This is a genomic window from Thermoleptolyngbya sichuanensis A183 (genome assembly GCF_013177315.1).
Taxonomy (GTDB): domain Bacteria; phylum Cyanobacteriota; class Cyanobacteriia; order Elainellales; family Elainellaceae; genus Thermoleptolyngbya; species Thermoleptolyngbya sichuanensis.
This window is the reverse complement of record NZ_CP053661.1, coordinates 5,080,781-5,098,429: the sequence shown is the minus strand read 5'-3', so window position 1 is coordinate 5,098,429 and position 17,649 is coordinate 5,080,781. Positions and strand designations below refer to the sequence as shown.

The following is a 17,649-nucleotide window of genomic DNA, read 5'->3' as shown; positions in this document are numbered from 1 at the left end:
CTACGCTTTGCGTGGGGGTTATGCAAAAACACCAGCCCTCGAATACTGAATTCTCCTGTCGATGTTTGTGTATCAAGTTTTAGAGCAAGGTTCCGTAATAATCTGTATTTTTTAAAGCTTTTGTCAAGTTTTCAAGTTGAACTGTAACCCAAGTCGGCAAGTTCTGTATAGAGGGGACGAATGTTTTAGCAGAATAGATTCCACTTAAACCTACAGCTTTGGTCTATCTTGATGGATTCATCTGCCGCGCAGACAGGCGGCATCTAACACTGTCCATTCCTCAACTTGCAAAACCTGGCAGCGGTTGATGCGTCTCGCCAGGATGGGTTTTGCGGTTTGCAGATTAGCCTGGGCTTCGGTCAGTGCCTCCGGATATTGGCGAAACTTGAGCGCTTGCAGCGTGCCGAGACGAAACGTGGCGCGGGAGATCAGCCAGAAGTCGATGCTGTAGCGGTCGATCGTGGCTCGCAGCAGCGCCGGATCGAGGGTGTATTGGGCGCGAATCAGGTCGATCGCCCGCTGGCGCATCTGCTGTCCGTAGGCTTTGTGGTAGGGAATGGCGTACTCCCGTCCAAACAGGATCGAGCGACTGGAAAAGACCGGAATAAAGTCGGCTTCGTCTTCTAGAGAAGCAATCACAATATCTTTAGGCTGCTGGGCAAAGAACTCATACAGGGCGGGGGCACGACCCACCCGAAACTCGTCGGCGGGAAAGGGCGTAATGTAGCGCGGATAGAACCAAACGCTGGCGGCGATCGCCCCGATTCCCCCAAGCAGCACCACCGCAGGCAGCCACCGAACTTGTGCCCTATGCAGCCAGCGTAGCCCCGCATCCAGGAACAGCGTCAGGGCGATCGCCGCCGCAAAGCACAGCACAAACCGCAGCGTGTAGCCCGTATAGCGACTGGGCAGGTGCAGCCGAAACAGCAGCGCATGGGCCGCAACAAACAGCACCAGTGCGGCCGCCACAATCCGCAGCAGCAGCCCCAGATGCTTGACCTGGCGCACCAGTGGCGTGGGCAGCTTCCACAGCAGCAGCGGCAAAAACACGCCCAGCCCCATGAGCGGCGGCTTGAAGGTGGGAAACAGACCGCTGCGATGTCCCGACAGCCAGAACATAGTGGCATCGTCTAGAAAGAAGCGGCCGCGCCCGTCGCCCAGAAATTCCGGGTCATCCAGCACGTCGGCTGCGGTCAGCGCCGGGCCGTAGGGATTGGCCGCCAGCAGGTAGGGCAGCAGCGTCGCCACTGTGATCCCCAGTCCGATGCCCAAAAACACCCAATCGGCGCGGCGGTGCGTCAGATCCATCTGTCCCTTTTGCCACTGCACCAGCGAGAACGCCAGCACGCCGCCGCACACCAGCGCGTATTGCGGGTAGAACAGGCCCATGAGGGCGATCGCCAGCCAGCAGCCCCAGTGTCGCCGCAGCAGCGTGTACAGAAACGCCAGAAACAGCGGAATCATAAAGGCGCGGGGCGTGGCCGAAGCCAGATCATCGTGGGACCAAAACACCAGGTTTAGCAGCACCGCCGCAAAGAAGCCGCCGATGGGCACCGGGAGGAATTGCATTGCCACGCCAAAGCCAAAACCCGTCGCCACCAGCGCCAGCACGGGCGGCAGCAGTTTGCTGAGCAGCAGCGGGTCAATGCCCAAGGCGGCAAATAGCCGATAGAAAGTGGTAAACCCCCAGGGCGCAACGGACTGAAAATAGTCGGCAATCAGGTCATTAGCAAACAAGTCGGGGTCTAAAAACCGCTGCATCCAAAACAAGTGCTGCCGCGCATCATCCTGCACCACGTATTCGGCGCGAAAGGCCCGTTGCAGCACTAGGCTGCTGTAGGCGATCGCCACCAGCAAGCTTGCGCCCAGCCAAAACCATCGACTGCGGCGCGTGTTTGCCAGAAGCGGGTGAGCATTGGATTGGTGCGTCACGCCGGGTTCCTCCGCAGGCGGTTCAGCGTCAGCACACAGTTAGCGTCGATTATTTGATAGGTCTGATCTTCGTAGCCAATGCAGCGTCGGGGAATGCGCGAGAGCGCCGGAACGATACCACTTTCAATCTGGGCGAGCAAGTCGCCAATGCGGTCGGCGTATTCCACCAGCGACGGATTGATCCGGAAATATCCGGGACGAAAGGCGTTGCGCTGGAGTAGCCAGAAATCTACCTCCTGCTGCTGGATGAACTGCTGGAGTGTGTCCAGGCTGGGGGTGTATTGCGCCTGGATCAGCGCGAGCGATCGCCCCACGACTTCGTTGTAGTAGCCCAGGTGGTAAGGAATGGCGTAGCCCCTGCCGCCCGCCACGAGCGATCGCCGTGTAAAGCTGGGCAAATTGTTCATCTCTGGCGCAATCGAGGCAATGCGCGTGTCCTTGGGCTGCGCCGCCAAAAATTCATACAGTTCCGGTTGCGCTGTGCCGATTACGTAATCCGTGATGGGGTAAGCATTTTCGTTGATTCGCAAAAACAGCGGATAGCCCAGCAGCAGCGCCGTCAGCAGACCCGCCAGCCCCAGCGGAGCCAGCCGCACCCGCGCCGATTGCACCCACCGCAGCAGCGCATCGAAAATTAGCGCCAGCCCAATTCCCGCCGCCAGAATCGCCACCACGCGAAAGGTATGCTCGGTATAGCGGTTGGGCAGGTGCAGCTTGAAGCGAACCAGGTAGGCCAGGACGTAGAGCGCTACTGAAGCGGCGATCGCCTGTCCAAATACATGGGCGTTGCCATTGACCCAACGGGCCAGCGGAAACCGTCGGGGCAGCCGCAGCAGCAGGGGCAGCAGCAGCGCAAAAATCACCTGTGGTAGCCCAAACCGCACCCGGCTGAGGTGAATAGGCGGCTGGGTGGGGTCGCCGTTGTCGGGATAGAGCCAGTTCAGCGGGCCATAATCGACCGAACACCAGTCGCCGGGGAGCATTCCCGCTCGTTTGCCGCAGAGCCAGTAGCGGAGGTAGTACTCAAACGGGTCAGAGAGATAAAACTCTGACCAGTTCGGCTCCCAGAAGGTGGGCATTTGCAGCGACTCGGCGGCGGAAACGGTTGGGCCAAAGCCGTGGTTTCGCAGCACGTAGGGCAATAGGACAAAGAAGGCAACGATCAGTCCGGCGATCGCCCTGCGATAGTGTTGACGGTCATAGGTCAGACCCGGTCGCCAGCCGTCAAACCGCAGCAGCCGTACCAGCAAAATGCCGCAATAGACAAACAAGACTTGTGGGTAAAACAATCCCTGTAGCGCAATGATTCCTAGCAGGGGCAGCAATTTTTGCCGCAATAAGAAATAGAGGAACGCAAAGAAAAACGGGTAAACGAAGGCGACAGGAGTCGCCGACACAATATCATCCCGCATCCAAAAGCCCTGGTTGAGCAGCAGCGCCGACAGGAACCCGGCAAAGGGCACGGGCAAAATTTCTAGCACAGTGATGAAACACAGCGCCGTCGTCGCCAGCGCCAGCACGGGCGGCAGCAGCTTGTGCAGCAGCAGCGGATCAACACCAAGCTGGGCAAAGACCCAGTAGAGCGTGGTGTAACCCTTAGGCGCAACCGCCTGGAAATAGTCGGCGTGAATATCGTTGGGGAACAGATCTGGATCGACAAAGCGCAGCATCCAGGTGACATGCTGCCGCGCATCGTCCTGCACCACGTAGGCATGACTCAACACCTGAATCAGCGCAGGCAGATAGTAGAGCAGCGACACCAGCAGGCTTAGCCCTAGCCAAAACCAAACGTGTGGTTCCCACAGGGATTGCTTCGCGAATTTCGGCATTTTATCAGTTGCCGTCGCTAGAGCAGATGGGTAAAACCAGGGGCGGGAACGTGACATGGCAGAGCGAGGTTACAAAACTTTGCGGACGCGACCCAGAGTAGTGTAATAGTACCTTAGGTTTTGACGGTCGCCATGAGTACCCTCGGCAAGGATTTTCAGAGAAAGTTTGGAAAGCAGATTCGAGCCCCCCTCGCAGCAGTTGCATCGCTCTGGCTGCCTGTGCTGCTGCTGGTAGGGCTGGTCAGCCTGCGGTGTCTCTTGGCTGGCAACATGGGCCAGGTGAATGAAACGAACATCCTCCCCTTTGCCCGCCAGCAGGCTAATCCAAACTGGCTTCCCCAGGACTGGTATCTGAATCAGCCCCCTGGCTATCGCGTTCCGTTTATTGCGATCTTTGGACGCATGGCGGATGCGTGGGGGTTCCTGCCTACCTCGATCATTGGCAGACTGCTGGGCTACACAGGGTTATCGGCAGGGCTGGTCTTCCTCAGCCGTCGCATTGGGCTGAGCCTGCCGCTGCTGCTGCTGTCGATGATTCTGTTCCTCTATGTCAATACGGGCCTGAGCGGCGCGTCGGGGGCACAGGGCACGGTTTCCCGCGAGTGGCTATTTGGCGGCATCGAGCCGAAAATTCCGGCCTACACCTGCATTTTGTTTGCCCTTGGGCTGCTGCTGGAGGGGCGCATCGTGCTGGCGGGGCTGCTGCTGGGCGTGGCGACTTCGTTTCATACGCTGGTGGGCGGCTGGGCCTTCCTGGTGGCGATCGCCTGGCTGGGGCTGTGGCGGCGTGATCTGCTCCGCAATCTGGGCAATGTCCTCAAAATGCTGGCTCTGTACGCGGTGGGCGCGGTGTTTTCGATTCGCCCCGTGCTGCAACAGTTGACCACGCAAACGCCGGAGGGACGCTTTTCAGAATCCTTCGTTTACGTGTTTATCCGCACGCCGCATCACCTGAACCCGCTGTCCTGGGACGGGGGCTGGTGGCTGAAGCCAGTGATGCTGTTGGCGATCGCCCTCGGAAGTGCCGTTTTACTGCACCGCATCGCCAAACAGCGGCGACAGTTGCACACCCCCCATTACCAGGCGCGGATGGGCCTCACTGCGTTTCTGCTGTGCAGCCTGATTCCCTTTGTGGCTGGACTGCTGGCCGCGCCCTTCGACACCGAAGGCAAGTTCTTGCAATACTACCCGTTTCGGTTTGGCGATATTATGCTGCCGCTGAATGCCTGCCTGCTGGGGTGCTGTGCGCTGGAGCAGGCCATGAGCGGGCGATCGCCCGTTGGATCGTTCAGTCAATTGCACGGTGAATTACCCAATAGATTGCCCAGTGAATTACCCAATAGTGGTGCAAGTGCAACTGGGCAAGCAGCAAAACGACTGCGGCGCGTGAGTTTGTGGATTGTGGCGGCAGTCTGTGCAGCGCAGGCGGTTGTGTTTGTGCAGCAGGCGATCGCCCTGCAAGACTTCCCCAGTCGCGCCCAGCGCATCGACCGGGCCGGCAAGGAATTGTGTGAATGGATTCAGCAAAACACGCCCCGCGATGCCATCTTCGTGACACCGCCCGTGGAGTTGGACAACTTTCACTGGCTGGCAGAGCGGGCAACGATTGCTAAATTTAAGCTCGTGCCACCCGCTTCAGTCGGGATTGCCGAATGGATTGACCGTTTAACTCGCTTGAGTGGCAGTGTCGATCCGTGGGTGGGGATTCAGCGCGATCGCAACAACAGTCTGGACATTCAGCGGCGGATGACACAAGGCTATCGCAACCTGACCACCGAGCAGGCGATCGTTCTGATGCAGACCTACAGCGCCGCCTATTTTCTATCCAAAGGGTCACCCAAACTCGATCTTCCCGTCCTGTACCAAAACGAAGACTACACGCTCTATGCAGCACCCAATGCGGCTGCCCAACAAGGCGCTCAGGTTCCGCCGCCGTAGGATCTTCGGCTGATCGCCACTCCATCAGGGTCTCTATGCACACTATCGAAACGCCAGGTTCTGTCAGTCAACTCCTATGCCCAAAGGTTCCGACTTGGCTCCGCTATGCCGTCATTGCGCTACTCATCGCGGGCATTTTCTTCCGCTTCATCAACCTCAGCCAGAAGGTGTATTGGACAGACGAAGCGCTGACCTCGCTGCGATCGTCGGGGCATACCAAAGTGGAGTTTGTGGAGGAGCAGTTTACGGGTGCAGTAATTTCGCCCGAAACGGTGATGCGCTATCAAAGCCTGGAGCCAGAAAACGGCTGGGGGCACACGCTGGCGGCGCTGATGGGCAATGCAGAACACACGCCGCTGTACTTTTTGGGCGTGCGCGGATGGATGCAGTGGTTCGGCAGCGGGTCGGGGGCGGTGCGGGGGCTGTCGGCGGTGTTTGGCGTGCTGGCCTTGCCGTGTGTGTTCTGGCTGGCGCTGGAGTTGTTTCAGTCGCAGGTGGCTGCGTGGGTTAGCTTGGGGCTATTTGCCATCACGCCGCTGCATATTTTGTATGCTCAGGAGGCGCGGCCCTATAGCCTGTGGACGCTGTGCATTGTGCTGTCGAGTGCGGCGCTGCTGCGGGCGATGCGGGTGCGAAGCTGGCAAAGCTGGTCGATTTACGGGCTGAGCGTGGCGCTGGGGTTGTATACACAGCTTTTGTTTGCCCTGGTGGCGATCGCCCATGCGCTCTACATCCTTGGTGTTGAGCAGGTTCTGCAAAAGCGGCGGCTGACGGACACTGCTCGTGCCTACGCGCTATCGGCAGGCGGGGCGCTGCTGTCGCTATTGCCGTGGATGGTGCTGCTGGTGGTGCGGGCCGACCGCATTCGCGACACGACGGCTTCTCTCAACGAGGTGACCTCGTTTGACCATTTGATTAACCGTTGGTTTTTGGGCCTCAGCCGCTCTTTGGTCGGCATCGACTTGGCCGCCGCGAATCTGCTGCTGGTGCTGCTCGTGGGGTGGGCGCTGGTGGTGCTGTGTCGCCAGACGGTGCCGCGCTGCTGGCTGCTGGTGCTGCTGCTGGTGGCGGTGCCGTTTTTGGGGTTGGCGCTGCCGGATGTGCTGTTGGGCGGCAGGCGCACGGTTCGCATTCGCTACCTGATCCCGTCTTACGTTGGGCTGCAACTGGCGCTGGTGTATCTCTTTACTAGGGCGATCGTTACCCAGGCGAGCGGGCAGTTGCATCGCTGGCAACCCTGGCTCTGGCGCGGCGTGCTGGGTGCAATGGTGGCGATCGCCCTCAGCAACACCCTCGACAGCGCCAACTCCGATCTGTGGTGGAATAAGAGCATTTCCCGCAGCGCCTACTATCTTCCCGTGGCAGAAATGATTAACCGCGAGGCCAAGCCGCTGGTGATTGCCGATCGTCATCCCAGCGCCATCCTAGCCTTTAGCCGTCGGCTCGATTCCCATGTGCGGCTGCAACTGGTGGGCGATCGCGCTCGCTTTCAGGTGGCACGGGGCTATAAACCCGTCTTTTTGCTCAATCCCTCCGAAAAATTGCGAACCGTTCTGGAACGCCAGGGCTATTGCCTCAAGATGGTCTACCGCGATCCCCATGCTCCCGATGCCGAGGCCGACCGGCTCTGGCGCATTCAGCGACCCGCCAAGGCGCAGCCCCTCCAGCAAAAACCCGCCTCAGCCCCGGCGGATCTCCCGCGCAACGCTGAGGTATTGTCCGAGGAAGGGTAGGCCGGCGATCGCCGGAATGAAGTAACGCGATGTACACAGCACCCCCAGCGCCGCCGCCGTTGCCGCATTGAAATAGGGTGCATAGAACAAAATGAGCGCTGCATCCCGCGTGCCCACGCCCGCAAACGTCAGCGGCAGCAGCCCCGCCAAAATCGCCAGCGGCGACAGCGCCAGGTTCGTGACAAACGGCACCCACGCCCTCAGCGCCAGAATGAAAAACCAGATTTGCAGCAGGTGCAAAAACCAGATGAAAATTGACATCGCCGAGATTTTTGCAAGCCGGGGGCGATCGCCCCAAAAATAATCGTGCATCTCCTGCCAAGAATGGCTTAGCGTCACCAGCTTTTTGCCCATCTTTTTCGGCGCAATCCGCTCTGCCTGTCGGAAGAAAAACTGGGCAAAGCGCGGCCAGCCCAGCAGCAGCAGCCCCAGCACCAGCCCACTCAGCACGCTCACCGTCATCACCCAAAACAGCCAGTCCTTTTGGGGATAGAGCAGCAGCCCAAACACGCACCACAGCAGCAGCGACAGCATATCGCAGGCTTTTTCAAACACTACCAGCGACAGCGCCAGGAAACCTGTCAAATGCCCGCGATCGCGCATGAAATAGGCCTTGGCAATATCCCCCATCTTCGACGGCAGCACCATGTTCAGTGAACTTGCCGCCAGAATCAGTTGGTTTGCTTCCCAAAAGCTGAGGCGGGCGGGATCAGGTTTCAAATCCCAGGGATCGGGGATCAACTCAGGCTCTGGCTCATAACCCCTACCCCCCGTCCCAGGCATCAGCATTTGCAGCCGTCCCGCCGTTAGCATCGCCAGCGGAATCACCATGCCCAGGCTGATGGCCATCCACGGGCGATCGCACTCGCGGAACACTCGGATCAGCCCAGAAAAGTCAATCTTCCAGTAAATCAGCAGCAGAATCACGCCGCTGACGAGAATCGAAACCAGTCTTTTCATGCGTGCCTTATCATGCCTTGTCTAGCGGCAGCGTCTTGGGCGCTGATGCGACGAAGTTCAGTCATACCGCAGCGCTCAGGCCCGCTTGATCCCGCTTGATTATGACATGAGCAGTTATCAGGTTTTGCGCGCGCATTTTGCACACGCACCGCCACGACTGGGAAACCGTCAGAATCCTATGGCTTGCTGGGCTAAGCGGCGATCGCCCTTGCTAACAACTCGTTAGTTAAGGCAGCTTGCTGGAGTTGAGGCAGCTTGCTGGGCTAAGCGGCAATCGCCCTTGCGCCAATAAAGCTGGAAAACTTATCCATCAGGTCAGGATTGCGCCACCCTTTCGCCGTTTCTTCCATCATGATCTTCAGCGCCTCTTCGGGTGAAAAGGCTGATTTATAGGGACGCTCGCTGGTCAGCGCGTCGTAGATATCGATCAACTGGAAAATCTGAGCCAGGTAGGGAATCTCATTGCCCTTCAGTCCGTCTGGATACCCCGACCCGTCCCAGCGTTCATGATGATGGCGGATAATGGGAACCACTCCCTGCATCGTTCGCAGCGGTTGGCAGATGCGCTCACCAATCAGCACATGCTGGCGCATGATAATCCATTCTTCGGGAGAAAGCTGACCCACCTTAAGCAGCACTGCATCCGGAATCCCGACCTTGCCAATGTCGTGCAGATAGCCGCCCCACATCAGGTCGCGCACTTCCGTCCGCGAGAGGCCCAGAAACTCGCCAAACGCCTTGCCCAGTTGCACTAGCCGCTCGCAGTGGTCGCCCGTGTTGGGATCTCGACTCTCAATCGTGCGGGCAATCGAAAATAGCACCTGCCCCGCATGATCCAGATCCTCATTCAGCCGCTTTTGGCGCACCAAAGAATTCACGCGGGCCGAGAGTTCTAGCTGATCAAACGGCTTCGACAAAAAATCATCGCCACCGGCCTCAATGCCTCGCAAGCGGGCGCGGCGATCGTTTAGTGCAGTGACAAAGACGACCGGAATCAGGCGTGTATGCTCATCCTGCTTGAGCTGGCGGCAAACTTCGTAGCCGTCCATTCCTGGCATCATCACGTCCAGCAGAATCAGGTCTGGATTAGCCTGCGCCACGCAGTCCAGCGCGGCAGTGCCGCTGTCTGCCTCTAGCACGTCGTAGCCTTCCACTGACAAAAGCGCAACCGCTGTCATGCGGCTTGATGGGTGATCATCTACGACAAGGATTTTAGGCTTTTCAGAATCAGAGTAGTTCACAGGAAGATCTCGCTTTCGCTCGCTGGAGGGGCTAGGAAGATTTTGGAGCGCAGATTTTCTATGTGTCGATCTTGAGGAGGGCGCTCGAATAGCTCATAATTACTTCAGTATGTTGAATGACTGAACACCAGAGATCAGGCTTTTTACGGAGATTTTCTGCATTTAAGGCTTAACAATCCCGCCGGGGAGGTAACAGAACTTATAGTCTTAGACTGGAGAGTTAGACCAAGCCTAAATGTAGTCTATACAACGCTGAATTTTCCCAAATCAGAGGATTAAAGGGTTTTCGGGGTTTACTGCAACACCAGGAAACAGCCGAGAGGCGCTCCCTCTCTCTGGAATTAATTAAAAAACTGACAGGATTTACGCACTTGTGGTAGGTTTCCTGGGTTTTGGACGATTTCTCGCGGGCTGCGCCCGCGAGAAATCGTCCAATTGCGTAAGTCCTAACTGATTAAAAAACCAAATGAAAGCGGCGAGAACGGCAAGAATAGCAAATCAATGTATCGCAGTCTTGAATGACTTCTAAACCACGAATCTTCATTCGCTTTTCTAGCTGGAATCGTTTTTAATGCCTCAGGATGACCAGAGGTTAGTGAGAGATTAACCACTTGTATTTTAGAGATTTCTTCCAAGTATCTGTAGCGGTGACCAGTGGTAGCGGATTTGTGGCGGATATGCTGGTGGCATCGGCAACTGGGGCGATGCTCTACGCCCGTTTCGCTTTACCTGTGCCCTGCCTACAGCCCAATGTACCCACACCTAGTCCGTGCCCAACCGAATTTACCTTAACCAGAAAATATACCTTGAATGGCTGAAGAGATTTCACGAAAGATTTCACAAGAGATTTCACCCGACCCCGTTCCTAGCCCTGCTGCTGTCGTGACCGCAGACTGGCTGCTGGCTCATCTGGATGATCCGAGCGTGGCGATCGCCGACTGTCGGTTCTCGCTGATGGAGCCAGACTTGGGGCGGCAGCAGTATTACCAAGGCCACATTCCGGGTGCGGTGTATTTTGACCTGAATGCTGACCTGTCGGGGCCCGTGCAGCGCCACGGCGGCCGCCATCCCCTGCCCCACCCAGACGCTCTGGCGCAAACCCTGGCGGCAGCGGGCATTACCCGCGGCGAAACCTGGGTGATTGCCTATGATGACTCCCGTTTGGGCTTTGCGTCTCGGTTTTGGTGGCTGTTGCGGTATCTGGGGCATGATCGGGTGGCGGTGCTAGACGGTGGCTTCGCGCACTGGCAGGCGGCAGGATATCCTGTGACAGCGGCGACTGCGCCCAGCACCCCACGGCAGGCAGGGCAGTTTGTGCCTGCGTTACGCCCAGAGATGGTAGTGGATATTGAAACGGTGAAGCGGCGCAAAGATCGAGCAGGCGTGGTGCTGGTGGATTCGCGGGAGGGCGATCGCTATCGAGGAGAGCGCGAACCCATCGATCCGATCGCGGGGCATATTCCTGGCGCGGTCAACTATCCCTGGCAGGGCGTGACAGACGATCGGGGCAGGGTACTCTCCGTTGAGGTGCAGCGTCAGCGCTGGCAGGATTTATCCAAGACCAAGACTAATGCCGATACCAATGCTGATACCAATACCGATACCAACGAGATTGATGAAGTGGAGGAGATTATTGTCTACTGCGGCTCTGGCGTGACGGCTTGTGTCAACCTGCTGTCGCTGGAGATGGCAGGGCGGGGCAGCCAGAGCAAGCTTTATGCTGGAAGCTGGAGTGACTGGTGTTCGTATTTAGTTGATGAATCGGGAACGCCACCGGGGTAGAAGCGGGAGAGCGGGCGATCGCCCCCGTAGCTCCGCTGTCATCGCCTCCAGCAGTTGCATCCCCCGTGCAGCTTGAGCTTGTCTCTGTGTCTCAGGGCTGAATCTTGGCGCAAAGCTTGAGGAATCAAGTGATTCTGCCAAATAGCTGAAAAGACCGTGGGATGAGCCTTTCTGGAGGCTGACCGCAACCGTAAAGCTGATTCAGCACAGGACATTCCTGTGCGTTGAAAAACAGCGACGCTGGGCGCAGTTGCTATACTGAGAGCATTTATCAGCCCCTAGTTCTCCAAAAGTTTCTAAATTTATGCCGCTCAGGAATCTCCGCCGGAGTAGATTGTGCCTGCTTTGTGCGATGCCTGACTTACGTTAAGCAATAGACTCTAATTCTCTAAGCTCCCTAATTTTTAGGTTCTAACTTCTATGTCATCTGTTAGCCGCCTTTCGATTTTTGTTGATGGGAACAATATGTTCTACGCTCAACAAAAAAATGGCTGGTTCTTCGACCCGCGACGAGTCCTGGATTATTTCACAAACGACCCCGACGTTGAGTTGATCAACGCTTTCTGGTACACGGGGCTGAAAGATCCGCAGGATCAGCGTGGGTTTCGAGATGCGCTAATTAGCCTGGGATACACCGTGCGAACTAAAATTTTGAAGGAGTATTACGACGACAACTCCGGGCGCTATTCCCAGAAAGCAAACCTGGATGTGGAAATCGTGATCGATATGTTCAATACGGTCGATCAGTATGACCGGGTGATCCTGTTTAGCGGCGATGGCGACTTTGAGCGGGCGATTGAACTGCTACGCTCTAAAAGCACCCATATTACAGTTGTGTCTACTGAGGGCATGATTGCCCGCGAACTGCGAAATGTGACGGATAAATACATTGACCTCAACGATATCCGCGACCAAATCGAAAAAGTGGATGGCTGATCAAAGTGGACCATTGCACCAGTTGAAGCCTTCTCTGGTTGTGGGTTCTGGGCGATCGCAGACTCGACGGAACCTCCAGATCAAGTCCCTCCGGCAGGGATCTTGAACAGCCTTCTTGAACAGCCTTCTTGAACAAAACTATTGAACAGACGGGCACCTCGAAAAATTCAGATCCTCTTGAGAATAGCTACGAGAAAACAAGGGTTTCAGGCTCCTAAGATTCTCAATAAGGCAATTAATCGAGGTGCCCAGACTTCTTAAACAAACCCCTTTAATAGCGTGTGAGGCGTGGTGCAATGGATCGATCTAAAGTGGTAGCGGTGATTACAGGGGCGATCGCCATTTTGCTGAGCATTGCCTACCTGCTGATCGTGCAACTGCTCGACTGGCGAGGCGAGATGATCCCTGCACCCGTCGATCTCTCAGCCCTACCGTTCGCCCACAGCAGCGGCTGGGTGGCGCGGATGATCTCCTGGACGGCTTCGTTGGGTGGACGGCTCCTATGACGGCTCAGCCTGCGAATTTTTCTGCGGAAAGCGTGTCTGCTGCAAGCCTGCCCAAGCCAGTACCCCTTCGACCGACCGTGAATCTGACAGTGTTGGGGGCTGGAGCTTGGGGCGGCACTCTGGCCACGCTAGCAGAGCGTAATGGGCATCGGGTGCGGCGCTGGTCGCGGCGGTTTCATGCGCCCATCGAAGACAGCCTAATCGGGGCTGAAATTTTGGTGTCTGCGATGTCGATTAAGGGCGTGGTGGAATTGGCACCGCGTTTGGGACAAATCGGAATAGACCCGGCGACTATCCTAGTCAGCGCCACCAAAGGGCTTGATCCAGAAACCGGGCGCACGCCTACCCAACTCTGGCGGGATGCCCTGCCGCAGCAGGCGATCGCCGTCCTCTCGGGCCCCAACCTGGCCAAGGAAATCATGCAAGACCTCCCGGCGGCAACGGTGGTGTCCAGCAGCGACGCGGCGGCGGCGCAGTTTGTGCAGCGGGTGTTTGCCTCCGAGCGCTTCCGGGTCTATACGAATACCGATCCACTGGGCACTGAACTGGGCGGCACGCTAAAAAACGTGATTGCGATCGCCGTGGGCGTGTGCGACGGGCTGAAACTGGGCACGAATGCCAAATCTGCCCTGATTACCCGCGCCCTGGCAGAAATCATTCGCGTGGGCACCTATCTGGGCGGCGAAACCGATACATTTTTTGGACTGTCGGGACTGGGCGACCTGCTGGCCACCTGCAATAGTCCCCTCAGCCGCAACTATCAGGTCGGCTATCAGCTTGCCCAGGGGCTTTCTCTGTCGCGGGTGCTGGCAGACCTGGAAGGCACGGCCGAAGGCGTGAATACGGCCAATGTCCTCTTTGATGTGGCCCAGCGGGAGCAAATCCCCATGCCCATCGCTCACCAAGTCTATCTGCTGTTAAATGAGCAAATCACGCCGCAGCAGGCAGTGGAAGCGCTCATGGAGCGGGATTTAAAGTCGGAAGATTAGTGCAAAGAGCAAAGACAGGGAGGGTGACCCATGCCAACGTCAGTCGTTCGTCAGCTTGTGGTGCAGCCCATTTCGGTAGAGGCGTTTCGGCCGTTTGGGCAGGTGATTTTTGCCAGTCCTGATGGGGCGCGGTTTGGCCCCGATGATGCTCAGCTTTGTTTGGATCGGGGCATTCCTCGGTTTTACATCATGCGGCTGCACCAGCGAGGCCGGCAGTTTTCTCGGATTACGCGCCATCGGCAGTGTACCCAATGTCTGGGGTCGCTGGAGGGCAAGGATTGGCTGATTGCGGTTGCGCCGCCGTCGGAATTGGATCAGCCGGAACTGGAGGCGATCGCCGCCTTCCACATTCCGGGCACCTGCTTTATCAAGCTGAACCTGGGCACCTGGCACGCTGGCCCCTACTTCGACCAGGACACGGTGGATTTTTATAACCTGGAACTCAGCGATACCAACCTCATCGACCACCAGACCCACGACTTTCGCCAGAGCCACGGCATTCAGTTTGAATTGGTGGGCTAATTTCTCGATTTTGGATTTGCGATTTTGGATTTCCGATTGTGTGATTTGCGGTTCACAGTGACGTAAATCACGCGATCGCCCTGTCACAATCACCCAGTCGGGTTTGCCCATGTCACTGGCTGGAAGGGTTGCACCCCGCATACTAGACGGTATAGACACCTAGCTAACAACCAAGCTCCTCGCCTAGCCAGAACGTCTATAAACCTCCTGAATATGCTCCTCAAAGCCACGCCGCAAGGGTGGCTTTTTTGTTGGTGGTTTGTTAGCACTCCGTTGCTGGCTTTCCAAACGGGTACATCCCACTTTGGGAACCCTCACCCTAAATTCCTCTCTCAGAGCGGGAGAGGGACTTTGAATCCGGCTCCCCTTCTCCCAAAACGGGAGAAGGGGTCGGGGGATGAGGGCGAATTTGCATCACTGGGATACATCCTTCCAAAGCCGCATATCCAAAATCAAGAACCTACGCTACGTTCCAAACCGTCCCGGACTCAGACCCTCCAGCAGTGGATCGGGCTGTTCCACCAGGTGGCGGGCATAGCGGCGGGCCAGGGGCGGCATGATCGCAAAGGGATTGCTAAACCCAGAGAAAAGATGCATCCCCTCCGCACCGGGAACCGGCCCCACCAGCGGCAGGCGATCGCCACTAAACGCCACAGGACAGCGACTCCAGGTTCCCGGAACCTCCTTGAGGCTGGGCAAGAACCGCCCCACGGCCTGGCGTAGCGCAGACTCGCTGGCCGCCGCATCAACCTCCGGCTCCAAGCTGCTAATCATGCGCGTCACCTGACCAATCCGAATCCGCCCGTCTTTGAACTGGATCACGCCCTCGTCCAGAATGGGCGGCACGACTTCCTGATTGGGCTGATTCCACCGCGCATCTGCTGCACCGGCCGCGGCCTCCTGCTCAAAGCGTTTTAGCGCAGCAGGCATAATCAGCGTGTGCGTCTGAGTCGGCGTATTTGGCGGTGTTTCAATTAGCTCTGCCTGAGAAAAGTAGATCCGCACAGACAGCCCCGCCTGCCGCAGTAGGATGCGACTCCATCCCCCCGCGCTGACAATGACTCCGGTCGCGCTCAGCGTTCCTGTTGGGGTTGTGATGCCCGTCGTGCGATCGCCCTCCCGCACAAAACCCGTCACCTGCGCCAGCCGCATCTCGCCGCCTAGCCGCCGAAATGCCTGCTGATAGGCCAGGGTTGTTGCTTCAGGGCTGACGTGGCCGTGCGTGGTGTGCAGCGCCCCACCCAAAGCCGCCGGGTTCAGCAGTGGCTCCAGTTCGCAGGCAAATTCTACGCTGATGGGCTGCGGCGGAATCCAGCACGAGCGATAGGACTGGGCGATCGCCCCCACATCTTCCCCTGGCTCGATCACCAGCACCAGGTCTAGTTCACGAAACTGCGTGTCTCCCTCCAGCTCGTCCGACAACTGGCGATGAATCTCAATTCCTTCCTGGCAAAGCTGCTGAGCCAGGGGAGTATTACCCGACCAGTAGGCAATCCCACCATAGCTATAGCGTGTTCCATTCTTGGGCGCAGCAAACTGCTCTAGCAGCAGCACAGAACTCCCCAGTTTGACTAACTCGTAGGCCAGTGCCGATCCAGCAACCCCGCCCCCAACCACAATCCAGTCATACGTTGTCATGTGCAGTCCTGATCTTTCCTAATCTTTCCTAATCTTTGTAGAGTCCTGGTAGCGTCCGTTGAATCCACATTCTGGCTTTTCAGAGTAGCGCGAGTTTCTCCAAACGCAAAATTCAACGCGCAAAACTCAACGCGCAAAATCAGGATGCAACCCGATGAGTTCAAAGGGATACGTTCTACTTTTGCGGAAATTCTGTATCTGTGCTTAGCACAATCATTATTTTTGCATAGCACAACATTCAGGATATGACAGGAAAAACAGTGTTTCTGAAATAAAGCGTTACGCCATCCTGCGGGCACGGCCAGAGCAGCATCAGCATCCGCAAATTCTGGATGCAATTTCTAACAAATCGCAGAGATCACCTGACTGTTAATTCGTACAACTCGATACCAGTTTTGCGTCTTAAATGATACAAATTTTATCGCCTGAGCAATCTATTTTTGCCTATGACTTGCAAATGCCAGATTTTAGTCACAGCGCAGAGAGCAGACACTCCAAACTCTATACAAAATATTTAAATCTCGCCTTGACAGAAGCAAATCAAGAAGCAAATTAATTGATGTTCAAAGCGTAAACTCTCACGACGAAGCTTGTAACATTTTCTTTAGAAGTCTTGCACGTCCATTAATTATGTTCAACAATGATAAGTGGAGGACAAGACTAAGCATTATCTTGCGTGATTGATTCTTTGGTTGACTCTTTGGTTAATTGTGAGATTGATCTCGATTGAACTAAACCGTATTTTTATCTGTCAATCAGCCGTCTATCAACTAGCCTTCTATCGGCCAGCTAAGTCGAGTCATTCTGAAAAACTTCTATCCTTCATCCTTTCTTATCCTTTTTCATCTTCATTGGAAATAGTCTGATTCTGGAATAGTTCAAGTCTAGGAAGTCAAATTTTTCTGACTAAGACTGCGAAATTAAGAACGCAAGACTAAGCTTGTGAGTCTTGGACTGCTGGGGTTCGGCTAGAGAGGGCAGTAATTCGTGTTCTTTAGAATCTTCCTCAGGGACGACCTCTGAAAATTCGATCGTGTTCCTCTAGAAACTTTTCAGGTTTTTGTTGAACGCTAGACTTAAAGAGAAGGTTTTAGAAACATGCCGTTAAACACATAACACATATTTAGACGCATTAGACGCATTTCTTTATCGACCTAACCGATTGAAGTAATGCTCGGCGAGAGCTAAAGAAACTTACTCGGATAGCTTCTTCAGGCAGATCTGAATCCTGCATTCCTCGTTGTCTGTATTTCTCGCTTCATAATCAAGCGCTCCTTATAAAGCCATGAACCTTTGCCCTTGCTGCTCTGAGCCTTTGTTGCGCCATGCGCGACACAATCGTGTCTACTGGTTTTGTACGCACTGCTGGCAAGAAATGCCAAACCTCGCAGATGTAATTCAGGCGCGGCAGCAAGTTCAGCTTGCTGCACCTGTGGCGTTGAGCCTGCGAACCAACCGCGTGCTTCAGTCGGTGTAGCCCAATCTGTGTCATGTTGCGTTGTGCCTGTCGTAATTCTGCGTCGCAATCTGCATGACTATCTGCACCACAGTCCGCGTTATCAGCGGCGGCGACGAGTTTGATGTATCATGCCGAAAAACTACGATTAAACTAATAGGCGGGCTTCCGGTTTTGGGGGCCCGCT

Annotated in this window: 13 protein-coding genes; 8 read left to right on the top strand and 5 right to left on the bottom strand. The window is 56.1% G+C overall.

Annotated features, from left to right (window positions below):
• Positions 1-237: 237 nt before the first annotated feature.
• Together HPC62_RS21115 and HPC62_RS21110 are read right to left on the bottom strand one after the other, a co-directional pair.
• On the bottom strand, positions 238-1,932 hold the full coding sequence (locus tag HPC62_RS21115; RefSeq protein WP_172358391.1) for a hypothetical protein: 1,695 nt from the start codon (positions 1,930-1,932) through the stop codon (positions 238-240).
• A complete protein-coding gene (locus tag HPC62_RS21110; protein WP_172358390.1) occupies positions 1,929-3,761 on the bottom strand; it encodes a hypothetical protein in 1,833 nt (610 codons plus the stop codon). The genes HPC62_RS21115 and HPC62_RS21110 overlap by 4 nt, the downstream gene beginning before the upstream one ends.
• A gap of 132 nt (positions 3,762-3,893) precedes the next feature.
• Here HPC62_RS21110 and HPC62_RS21105 point away from each other — a divergent pair, with 132 nt between their 5' ends.
• Positions 3,894-5,699, top strand: coding sequence for a DUF6798 domain-containing protein (locus tag HPC62_RS21105; protein WP_172358389.1), 1,806 nt, complete (start codon positions 3,894-3,896; stop codon positions 5,697-5,699).
• A 35-nt stretch (positions 5,700-5,734) separates the two neighbouring features.
• Positions 5,735-7,432 (top strand): glycosyltransferase family 39 protein, encoded by a 1,698-nt coding sequence (locus tag HPC62_RS21100; protein ID WP_172358388.1) that lies wholly within the window; start codon positions 5,735-5,737, stop codon positions 7,430-7,432.
• Here HPC62_RS21100 and HPC62_RS21095 read toward each other — a convergent pair.
• The gene (locus HPC62_RS21095) at positions 7,379-8,392 is read right to left on the bottom strand and encodes a lysylphosphatidylglycerol synthase transmembrane domain-containing protein (protein ID WP_172358387.1); all 1,014 of its coding nucleotides are present in this window, start codon (positions 8,390-8,392) and stop codon (positions 7,379-7,381) included. The two genes, HPC62_RS21100 and HPC62_RS21095, sit on opposite strands and share 54 nt — an antisense overlap.
• Positions 8,393-8,655: 263 nt before the next feature.
• A complete protein-coding gene (locus tag HPC62_RS21090; RefSeq protein WP_172358386.1) occupies positions 8,656-9,633 on the bottom strand; it encodes a response regulator in 978 nt (325 codons plus the stop codon).
• 882 nt (positions 9,634-10,515) lie between these two features.
• On the opposite strand from HPC62_RS21090, the gene HPC62_RS21085 reads away from it, so the two are divergent.
• The 5 genes from HPC62_RS21085 (at position 10,516) to HPC62_RS21065 (ending at position 14,368) form a co-directional block, all read left to right on the top strand.
• The gene (locus HPC62_RS21085; protein WP_225910582.1) at positions 10,516-11,415 is read left to right on the top strand and encodes a sulfurtransferase; all 900 of its coding nucleotides are present in this window, start codon (positions 10,516-10,518) and stop codon (positions 11,413-11,415) included.
• A 420-nt stretch (positions 11,416-11,835) separates the two neighbouring features.
• Positions 11,836-12,351, top strand: coding sequence for a LabA-like NYN domain-containing protein (locus HPC62_RS21080; RefSeq protein WP_172358384.1), 516 nt, complete (start codon positions 11,836-11,838; stop codon positions 12,349-12,351).
• A 296-nt stretch (positions 12,352-12,647) separates the two neighbouring features.
• Positions 12,648-12,857: a hypothetical protein gene (locus HPC62_RS21075; protein ID WP_172353202.1), complete on the top strand. Its 210-nt coding sequence runs from the start codon at positions 12,648-12,650 to the stop codon at positions 12,855-12,857.
• Complete coding sequence (locus HPC62_RS21070; protein WP_172358383.1) at positions 12,854-13,846, top strand: NAD(P)H-dependent glycerol-3-phosphate dehydrogenase; 993 nt, start codon at positions 12,854-12,856, stop codon at positions 13,844-13,846. The genes HPC62_RS21075 and HPC62_RS21070 overlap by 4 nt, the downstream gene beginning before the upstream one ends.
• A 30-nt stretch (positions 13,847-13,876) precedes the next feature.
• Complete coding sequence (locus HPC62_RS21065; protein WP_172358382.1) at positions 13,877-14,368, top strand: ureidoglycolate lyase; 492 nt, start codon at positions 13,877-13,879, stop codon at positions 14,366-14,368.
• A 465-nt stretch (positions 14,369-14,833) separates the two neighbouring features.
• Here the strand turns inward: HPC62_RS21065 and HPC62_RS21060 are convergent, their stop codons facing one another.
• Positions 14,834-16,006: an NAD(P)/FAD-dependent oxidoreductase gene (locus HPC62_RS21060; RefSeq protein WP_172358381.1), complete on the bottom strand. Its 1,173-nt coding sequence runs from the start codon at positions 16,004-16,006 to the stop codon at positions 14,834-14,836.
• A 1,285-nt stretch (positions 16,007-17,291) separates the two neighbouring features.
• Between HPC62_RS21060 and HPC62_RS24245 the strand changes: the two genes are divergently transcribed.
• Positions 17,292-17,483, top strand: a complete 192-nt coding sequence (locus HPC62_RS24245) for a hypothetical protein (RefSeq protein WP_068509894.1) — start codon at positions 17,292-17,294, stop codon at positions 17,481-17,483.
• Positions 17,484-17,649 lie beyond the last annotated feature (166 nt).